General features: G+C 70.0%; 8 protein-coding genes. 4 read left to right on the top strand and 4 right to left on the bottom strand.

Going from position 1 to position 8,821, the window contains the following annotated elements; translation table 11 throughout:
- Positions 1-281: 281 nt before the first annotated feature.
- The 3 genes from B073_RS0120195 to B073_RS0120185 form a co-directional block, all read right to left on the bottom strand.
- Positions 282-1,352 (bottom strand): threonine aldolase family protein, encoded by a 1,071-nt coding sequence (locus B073_RS0120195; protein ID WP_018539896.1) that lies wholly within the window; start codon positions 1,350-1,352, stop codon positions 282-284.
- Positions 1,349-2,110, bottom strand: a complete 762-nt coding sequence (locus B073_RS0120190) for an SDR family NAD(P)-dependent oxidoreductase (RefSeq protein ID WP_026247551.1) — start codon at positions 2,108-2,110, stop codon at positions 1,349-1,351. Before B073_RS0120190 ends, B073_RS0120195 begins: the two co-directional genes overlap by 4 nt.
- 101 nt (positions 2,111-2,211) lie before the next feature.
- Positions 2,212-3,609, bottom strand: coding sequence for a DUF6421 family protein (locus B073_RS0120185; protein WP_026247550.1), 1,398 nt, complete (start codon positions 3,607-3,609; stop codon positions 2,212-2,214).
- 613 nt (positions 3,610-4,222) lie between these two features.
- Here B073_RS0120185 and B073_RS0120180 point away from each other — a divergent pair.
- On the top strand, positions 4,223-4,906 hold the full coding sequence (locus B073_RS0120180) for a glycerophosphodiester phosphodiesterase (RefSeq protein WP_026247549.1): 684 nt from the start codon (positions 4,223-4,225) through the stop codon (positions 4,904-4,906).
- Positions 4,907-5,002: 96 nt separating this feature from the next.
- Here B073_RS0120180 and B073_RS0120175 read toward each other — a convergent pair whose 3' ends face one another.
- Entirely contained in the window at positions 5,003-5,536 is a 534-nt protein-coding gene (locus tag B073_RS0120175; protein WP_018539892.1) for a GNAT family N-acetyltransferase, read from the bottom strand.
- A gap of 136 nt (positions 5,537-5,672) precedes the next feature.
- Here B073_RS0120175 and B073_RS0120170 point away from each other — a divergent pair, with 136 nt between their 5' ends.
- The 3 genes from B073_RS0120170 (at position 5,673) to B073_RS40475 (ending at position 8,763) form a co-directional block, all read left to right on the top strand.
- Positions 5,673-6,059: a VOC family protein gene (locus B073_RS0120170; protein WP_018539891.1), complete on the top strand. Its 387-nt coding sequence runs from the start codon at positions 5,673-5,675 to the stop codon at positions 6,057-6,059.
- Positions 6,060-6,812: 753 nt separating this feature from the next.
- A complete protein-coding gene (gene mobA / locus B073_RS0120165; RefSeq protein WP_037812202.1) occupies positions 6,813-7,388 on the top strand; it encodes a molybdenum cofactor guanylyltransferase in 576 nt (191 codons plus the stop codon).
- A 136-nt stretch (positions 7,389-7,524) separates the two neighbouring features.
- A complete protein-coding gene (locus tag B073_RS40475; protein ID WP_018539889.1) occupies positions 7,525-8,763 on the top strand; it encodes a bifunctional folylpolyglutamate synthase/dihydrofolate synthase in 1,239 nt (412 codons plus the stop codon).
- The last annotated feature ends 58 nt before the right edge of the window (positions 8,764-8,821 follow it).

Below are 8,821 nucleotides of genomic sequence, written 5' to 3'. Positions count from 1 at the left end.
GACGACCGGCAGGGGACCACTGAGGTCAGCCCCCACCCACCGTCTTCATAACCCCCAACGGGAGGGGACGGGCCGGAGGGGGTGGTGTGCCGGACGTANAGCGAAGCAGTCCGGCACACCACCCCCGCAGGCCCGTCACCGCACCCAACAGCCCCGCGCAGCGGACAACAAGCGAGCGCCGCAGGCGCAAAGCAGCGGCGAACCCCTACGGCGGGGAAGCCGACAACGTGGGAAGCCAGCCAAGCGCAGCGGACCGGCCGACAACGTGGGAAAGAATCGGCCTATCGGCCGATCTCCTCGCGGATGGCCGACAGAAACGCGTCGACATCCCCCTCCGTCGTGTCGAACGAGCACATCCACCGGACCACCCCGGCCGCCTCGTCCCAGAAGTAGAAGCGGAACCGCTTCTGGAGGCGTTCGCTGACCTCGTGCGGGAGGCGGGCGAAGACACCGTTGGCCTGGACGGGGTAGAGGATCTCGATGCCGGGGATCTCGCGGACGCCGGTGGCCAGGCGCTGGGCCATGGTGTTGGCGTGGCGGGCGTTGCGCAGCCACAGGTCCTTGGCGAGGAGCGCCTCCAACTGGACGGAGACGAAGCGCATCTTGGACGCCAGCTGCATGGAGAGCTTGCGCAGGTGCTTCATGGCGCGGACCGCGTCGGGGTTGAGGACGACCACGGCCTCGCCGAAGACCGCGCCGTTCTTGGTGCCGCCGTAGGAGAGGATGTCGACGCCCACGGCGTTGGTGAAGGCGCGCATGGGGACGTCGAGGGTGGCGGCGGCGTTGGCTATCCGGGAGCCGTCGAGGTGGACGAGCATGTTGCGCTCGTGGGCGTGGTCGCAGATCGCCCGGATCTCGTCGGGTGTGTAGACCGTGCCCAGCTCCGTGCTCTGGGTGATCGAGACGACCTGCGGCATGGCGCGGTGCTCGTCGTCCCAGCCCCATGCCTGGCGGTCGATCAGCTCGGGGGTGAGCTTGCCGTCCGGGGTGGGGACGGTGAGCAGCTTGAGGCCGCCGATCCGCTCCGGAGCACCGCACTCGTCGACGTTGATGTGCGCCGATTCGGCGGCGATCACCGCGCCCCAGCGGTCGGTGACGGCCTGGAGTGCGACGACGTTGGCGCCGGTGCCGTTGAACACCGGGAACGCCTGGGCGCGCTGTCCGAAGTGACTGCGGAAGACCCGTTGGAGGTGCTCGGTGTACTCGTCCTCGCCGTAGGCGACCTGGTGGCCGCCGTTGGCGAGGGCGAGCGCGGCGAGCACCTCGGGGTGCGCACCGGCGTAGTTGTCGCTGGCGAAGCCGCGGATCTGCGGGTCGTGGTGCTGCCGGGCGTCGGTCTTCGCCCGGTTCACGGCTTGGGGGTCAGCCACAGACGCTGTCCATTCACTTCCTGGGCGGGCCGGTCCCAGACACCGGCGATGGCCTCGGCCAGCTCCGTGACGTCGGTGAAGCCCGCGAACTTGGCGTTCGGTCGCTCGGCGCGCATCTGGTCGTTGACGAGCGCCTTCACGATCAGGATGGCAGCCGCGGCGCGCGGACCGCTCTCGCCCCCCGACTTGCGGAAGCCGTCGGCCATGGCGAGGGTCCACGCCTCGGCGGCCGCCTTGGACGCGGCGTAGGCGGCGTTGCCCCCCGTGGGCTTGCTGGCGCCGGCCGCGCTGATCAGCACATAGCGACCGTTGCCGCTGCGTTCCAGCGCGTCGTTGAAGGCGAGGGAGGTGTGCTGGACGGTGCGGATCAGCAGCTTGTGCAGGGTGTCCCAGTCCGCCAGGTCGGTCTCGGCGAACGTCGAGCAGCCGCGCCAGCCGCCGACGAGGTGGACCACGCCGTCGACCCGGCCGAATTCCTTCTCCGTACGGGCCGCCCATTCGCGGGTCTGGTCGAGGTCGAGGAGGTCGACCGTCTCGCCGATGACCGTGGCGCCGCCGTGGGCGTAGCGGGCCGCGTCGACGGCCTCCGCCAGTCGCTCGGGGTTGGAGTCCGAGCCGACCACCACCGCGCCGGCCTCGGCCAGCCGCAGCAGGGTGGCCCGGCCCGCCGGTCCGGCCGCTCCGGCCACCGCGATGACCGCGCCCTCCAGCGGCCCCTTGCCGCCCGTCGAAGTACCCATCTCCGTCGCCTCCTCGTCCTGCCCCTGGACGGCCGCCGGCCGGGTGTCCCGGCCGGTCCGCACGCTCTGCACGGTGTCTTTCTGCTCGGTCCGCGCGCTCTTCACGCCGCCACCGGCATCTCGCTGTGCGCGGTGATGCCCTTGGTCGAGGCGATCACGGAACGCAGCTTCTTGGCGAGGGCCTCGTAGAACATGCTCAGCGGGAACTCGTCGGGAAGCACGTCGTCGACGAGTTTGCGCGGCGGACGGTCCAGGTCGAGGGCGTCCGGACCCTTGGCCCACACCGAGCCCGGGTGCGGGGCGAGGTAGGTCGAGACCAGGTCGTAGGCGGCGAACCAGTGGACCAGCTTGGGCCGGTCGATGCCGTCGCGGTAGAGCTTCTCGATCTCGCCGCACAGCTGGTTGGTGACCTTGGGCGCCCGCTCCCAGTCGATGTGCAGTGTGTTGTCCGTCCAGCGTACGACGTCGTGCTTGTGGAGGTAGGCGAAGAGCAGCTGGCCGCCGAGGCCGTCGTAATTGCGCACCCGCTCGCCGGTGACCGGGAAGCGGAACATCCGGTCGAAGATCACCGCGAACTGCACGTCCCGGGCCTGCGGATAGCCCTCGGCCTCCAGTTTCACGGCCTCCTTGAAGGCGGTGAGGTCGCAGCGCAGTTCCTCCAGGCCGTACATCCAGAACGGCTGGCGCTGCTTGATCATGAAGGGGTCGAACGGCAGGTCGCCGTGGCTGTGGGTGCGGTCGTGAATCATGTCCCAGAGGACGAACGCCTGCTGGCAGCGCTGCTGGTCGCCGAGGAGCGCGCGGATGTCCGCGGGGAGGTCGACGCCGAGGATGTCCACGGCGGCCTCGCTGACCCGGCGGAAGCGGGCGGCCTCGCGGTCGCAGAAGATGCCGCCCCAGCTGAACCGCTCGGGGGCCTGGCGGACCGCAATGGTCTCGGGGAAGAGGACGGCGGAGTTGGTGTCGTAGCCGGCGGTGAAGTCCTCGAAGGTGATCCCGCAGAAGAGGGGGTTGTCGTAGCGGGTGCGCTCCAGTTCGGCGAGCCAGTCCGGCCAGACCATGCGCAGCACGACGGCCTCGAAGTTGCGGTCCGGGTTGCCGTTCTGGGTGTACATGGGGAAGACGACGAGGTGCTGGAGGCCGTCGGCGCGCTGCCGGGCGGGCTGGAAGGCGAGCAGCGAGTCGAGGAAGTCGGGGACGCCGAAGCCCTCCTCGGCCCAGCGGCGCAGATCGGCGACGAGGGCCTGGTGGTAGGCGGCGTCGTGCGGGAGCAGCGGGGCGAGTTCGCGGATGGCCGTCACGGCCTGCTCGACCTCCTGGCGGACCGCCGCGGCGGTGGGTGCGCCGTCCGCGGCGAGGTCGACGGAGCCGTCCTTGGACTGCCACGGGCGGATGGTCTCGATGGCGTCCTTCAGCGCGGGCCAGGCGGGGTGTGCGACCACGGAGTCGTCCGACAAGGTGCCGCCCCGGACACCCACAGGCGAAAGAATTTCCGTCATGACTGCCCTCCGGCGGTAGATCGTCCTGTGAGACCACCGTAACCAGCCAAGGATCGGCCATTCAAGTGGGCCAGGTGAAAAATATTCTGCGTAGACCCCATGGTCACGGTCGATTTTCCTGTGAGGTACGGGTTCGATCTCACTTCCTGCCATGGATGGCGGGTGATTCCGCGTTTTCTCCGGCGTGAGGCTGGGTAGGCCAGGGAGATCGTGGACCGGCTGGGCGGGTGAGGAGTGCACGGGACGGATGCGTGCGGGCCGGCTCGGGCAGGGCCGGAGCAGGCACGACCGACTCGGCGACGCCGGCGGCCGTAGGACGGTGGGCGGCAGCGGCGCGGCGGCGATACGGGCGGCGGGGCTGCCGCGTGTGGCGGAATGTCGCTCAACTCGCCGCGGCGGAGCGGGAGTTCCTCGGGATCGGCCGGGTCCGGCGCGGTCGGCGGTGCGTAGCGGAGGCGGCCGGCGGGCACTCGTACGGGCTAGAGCGGACTTGTCCCTACGGCGCTGCCGCTCGTCGGCGGATTAGGCTGTGCGCCATTTCGGGCGGCAGTGCGCCGGCGGCGACATGTGCACGGAGCCGACCGCAACCGAGCCGACTGAAAGCGAGGCAGCCTTGTCCTTTCTCACCATCGGGCACCGCGGAATGATGGGTGTGGAGCCGGAGAACACCCTGCGCTCCTTCGTACGCGCCGAGCGCGAGGGCGTCGACGCCGTCGAACTGGACCTGCACCTGAGCAAGGACGGCGCGCTGGTGGTGATGCACGATCCGGACGTCGACCGCACCACCGACGGCACCGGCCCGGTCGCCGAGCGCACCCTCGCCGAGCTGCGGGAGCTGGACGCCGGGCAGGGCGAGCGGATCCCGGTGTTCGAGGACGTGGCGGACGCGGTGCGGCTGCCGCTGCAGGCGGAGATCAAGGACGTCGCGGCGGCGCAGGCGCTGGCCGAGGTGGTGCGCTCGCGCGATCTGACCGCCCGGGTGGAGGTCATCTCGTTCCACGACGAGGCGCTGGCGGAGATCCGCACGCTGCTGCCGGGGGTGCGCACCGGGCTGGTCGGCGAGTGGTACGGCGCCGACATCGTGGACCGCGCCACGGCGGTGGGCGCGGGTCTGGTGTCGCTCGACATCCGCCGGCTCACCCTCGAACTGACCGAGCGGGCACACGCGGCGGGGCTGCGGGTGCTGGGCTGGACGGTGAACACCCACGACCAGCTGCGGCTGGCGCGCGGGCTGGGGCTGGACGGGGTGGTGACCGACCAGCCGGAGATCCGGCGGGCGGTGCGTTTCACGGCGTAGCCGGGCTTCCCTCGGGCGGGCGGCGCGGCGCCGCGTACGGGGGCCGCCCGGCGGGAGGGCGGGCCGCAGGTACCGGCGGGGCCGGGCCGGCATGGCTCAGCCCAGCGGCTTGACCAGCAGCTCGAACTCCAGGTCGGCGCGCTGCGGGATGCCGAACCGCTCGTCGCCGTAGGGGAACGGGCTGAACCGGCCGGTGCGGCGGTAGCCGCGGCGCTCGTACCAGGCGAGGAGTTCCTCGCGCTGGCGGATGACGGTCATCCGCATCTCCGGAGCGCCCCAGGTGGCCAGCGCCGTGCGCTCGGCCTCGGCGATGATCACCTTGCCCAGGCCGGCGCCCTGCAGCTCGGGGCGGACCGCGAACATCCCGAAGTAGGCGTGGTCCCCGCGGTGCTCCAGCTGGCAGCAGGCGACCAACTCGCCGTCCCGCTCGGCGACCAGCAGCCGGCCGCTGTCGTTGCGCACCACCGCGGCGACGCCGTCCGGGTCGGTCCGCCGGCCGTCCAGCAGATCCGCCTCGGTCGTCCACCCGGCCCGGCTGGCGTCCCCGCGGTAGGCCGACTCCACCAGCGCGACGAGCGCGGGGACATCGGCCTCGGTGGCGTCGCGGAAGGTCAGCGGGGTGGTGAGCATGGCGGGCGGGATCCTCTCGGCCGTACGGCGGGCTGCCAGCCGAGGCTAACAAGAGGCGCGGGGCGGCGGGAGGGCCGGACGGCCGGGTGCCGTGTCCGGGCCCCGGAGGCGCGTCCGGCGGCGTAGGGTCCCTGCCATGGTGCAGGTACTGAGCAGCAGGGTGCTGGTGCGGCCGGCCGATCCGGAGCGGTCGCGGACGTTCTACGGCGAGGCGCTGGGGCTGGCGGTCTACCGCGAGTTCGGCACCGGTCCCGAGCGCGGCACGGTGTACTTCCTCGGCGGCGGCTTCCTGGAGGTCTCCGGACGGGCCACGGACGCGCCGACGCCGACCCTCCAGCTGTGGCTCCAGGTCGCCGACGCGGCACGGGCGCACGAGGAGCTGGTGGCCCGGGGAGTAGAGGTCCTGCGGCCGCCGGTGCGCGAGCCGTGGGGGCTGATCGAGATGTGGATCGCCGACCCGGACGGGCACAAAGTTGTCATCGTGGAAATCCCAGCGGACCATCCACTCCGATACCGACCCTGACGAAATCGCAGCCTGACGGGCCCTCGGGCCACATTCCACAGGCCCTTCGAAGTCGCCCGCCCTTGCCGGAGACACTGCGCACCCCACGTCAATCATTGGCGAACAGGCCACATTCCACACAGAGACGCGCAATCACGAGCACACTCCCCCGGCCAGGACCGCGAAGCTGAAACGCCGACGTACGCGGCTCCCGCACCAGCACCCAGTCGCCGTCCGTGTGCAGGGGCGGCAAGTGCGGTGTGGAGCGCACATTGCACAGGCACGTGGTGGCAGCTCTACTTGCGCAAGCTGTTCAACGACGGCGGCGACGAGATGCGAGCCGCCGCCAAGATCGCCCTCGTCGGCTCCGCGGCCCCGATTACACGACTTCGTCGACGTCGGCCAGTACATGGCCGACCGCAAAGACCAGCTCGCCGCCACCCACGACATCTCGCCGACAAAGCCGCAGCCCGGGCCAAGGACGCCAAAGACGCGGAATCGCGGCCCCGGGCGCGGGTACTTCGGCATGGCGGAGCCGGGTGCACCTGTGCGTTGGGGCCGTCGAGCTTGGCCTGGAACAGGTGGAATCTCCACCTCACAGGCTCGATCCTTCCTGAGCAGAGTCTTCGAGGTCCGAACGACGACCACGCTTTCGCGTTTCCAGGGGCAAGGCTGAACGGGGCGAGTATGCGGTGTGAGGGCCGGTCGGCAAGGAGTTCTCTCGACAGCAGCGAAGAGGGCTCCGGAGGCGACACGGGTGAGTACTACGACGCGGTGGTGCTGGCGGGAGGGCGAGCCCGGCGTTTGGGTGGAGCGGACAAGCCGATGGTGTCCGTTGGCGGCATGTCGTTGCTCGATCGGGCGATCGAGGCATGTGTCGGGGCCGGGAGGACAATTGTGGTGGGCCCGCACCGGGCCACCGTTCACCAGGTACATCACGTGCGCGAGGGGCCGTTGCATGCCGGGCCGCTCGCGGCGCTGGCTGCGGGATTGTCCAGGGTACGCGCGCCGTTCGTGGTGGTCCTGGCGGCGGATCTTCCCTTCGTGCGGCAGGAAACGGTCGCGGAGTTGCTGCGTCAAGCGGCCGGTTCCGCGATCGAGGGCGCGGTGATGCTGGAGACGCAGGGCCGGGACAATCCGCTGTTCGCCGTATACCGGACCGCAGCCGTGCGACGGGGCCTTGCGCTGACCCTCGCTCAGCACGGAGTGTTGACGGGACTGCCCATCCGTGTACTGACCCATACTCTCGCCCTGCGGTATGTGCCTGATATCGGCGGAGTGTCTTTCGACTGCGACACTTGGGAAGCGGTAGCTCTCGCCCGGGCCTGCCTGAAGTCGAATGCCGGTTGACCACTCTTCGAGCACAAATTCTTTCCCCCTCCCCACACACCAATCTGGTTGCGAGGCACAGTTGGCAACAAGGGAAGACCTGGCGTGTCAAGAGATCATCGGTCGCTATCAGTTCAACGGAGCGGGCGCCGGCGCGATGCCCCAGCTTCTCAAAGCCCTCGGTGACCCGGGACGCAACCTGCGGGGCATGACCGTCGTCGGCACCAACGGGAAAGGGTCGACCTGCGCGTTCGCCGTCTCAGCGCTGGCCGCGGCCGGGATGCGCATCGGAAGCATGCCCAGCCCGCACCTGCAGCATGTCACCGAACGTATCCGCATCAACGGGGAGCCCGTCTCTTCGCTCGCATGTCACCACGCCTTCGCAAAGGTCGAGGACACACTCAGGAGTACGGGCCTTGTGGTCAATGTCGGAGGGGTGCATGCAGCCGCAGCAGCGGTTCATTTCGCCCTCTCGGGAGTGGACTTGGCCGTCATGGAGGCGAGCATCGGCGGCCAACGCACCGCGGTCAACTGCTTCGACACCGGAGTGAAGGTCATTACCGGAGTGGGGCTGGACCACCAGCATCTGCTGGGAAGCACCCTGGGCGAGATCGCGAGGAACAAGGCAGGCATTGTGCGAGACGGCGATCACGTGGTGCTCGGTGAGTTGCCTGGGGAGGCGGCCAAGGCCGTAGACGACGTCCTCAGTCAGCACACGGAGTTGACCGTCTGGCGCCTCCACCGGGAAATCCACTGTCGGCCACGCACGGCCCGCGATGGACACACCGTGCTGGAAGTAGCCACCCCACATGCCGTCCACCAGGAATTGCCCTGCCCGCTCCGCGGAGAACACCAGCATCGCAATCTGGCTCTTGCCGTAGCCGGCATCGACGCGCTGGCCGAACGAGGGCTGATCCGTGACATCTCGCAGGAGGCTCTGCGCAGCGGCCTGGCCGCGACCCGCTGGCCCGGCCGCCTCGAACTTCTGGCACCGGCCCGCTTCGGCTCCTGGACCGGCAGCCTCCTGCTCGACTCTGCCGACAACCACCAGGGGGTGACCGCCGTGGCTCCGGAAATCCTGACGCATTCCCGCGGCGCTGAGCACACCGCCATCGTCTTCGGCGCCCTCGGGTACAAGAATGTGGCGACCATGCTCGAACCGCTTCCGGGCGACTGGCCGGTGGTACTGACCCGGGTCGGGCACCCCAACGAAGCGGCCCCGGACGCGATGCGCACGGCCCTGGCGCCACGCCGAGAACTGCACGTACGGGAGGAGACCGCTGACGCCGTCGACCACGCCGTCGAACTCGTCGGGGACGGCGGCCTCGTCATCGTTCTGGGAACCCACCTCCTGGTTGGTCGTGTCCGTGAGCTGTTCCAGCTCCCGCCCGGCTGACCACGTACGGGAAGAGGCCGTGTAGATGCTCGTCCAGGTCATTTCCGGCCTCCGGACG

This window comes from Streptomyces sp. MspMP-M5 (assembly GCF_000373585.1).
In the GTDB taxonomy this organism is placed as follows: Bacteria; Actinomycetota; Actinomycetes; order Streptomycetales; family Streptomycetaceae; genus Streptomyces.
This window is presented reverse-complemented; position numbering and strand designations above follow the sequence as displayed.

Bases quoted from the DNA above. Each gene is read 5' to 3' on its own strand.
- B073_RS0120190 (WP_026247551.1), bottom strand. From the start codon at position 2,110: ATGGGTACTTCGACGGGCGGCAAGGGGCCGCTGGAGGGCGCGGTCATC.
- B073_RS0120185 (WP_026247550.1), bottom strand. From the start codon at position 3,609: ATGACGGAAATTCTTTCGCCTGTGGGTGTCCGGGGCGGCACCTTGTCG.
- B073_RS0120175 (WP_018539892.1), bottom strand. From the start codon at position 5,536: ATGCTCACCACCCCGCTGACCTTCCGCGACGCCACCGAGGCCGATGTC.
- B073_RS0120170 (WP_018539891.1), top strand. From the start codon at position 5,673: ATGGTGCAGGTACTGAGCAGCAGGGTGCTGGTGCGGCCGGCCGATCCG.
- B073_RS40475 (WP_018539889.1), top strand. From the start codon at position 7,525: ATGCCCCAGCTTCTCAAAGCCCTCGGTGACCCGGGACGCAACCTGCGG.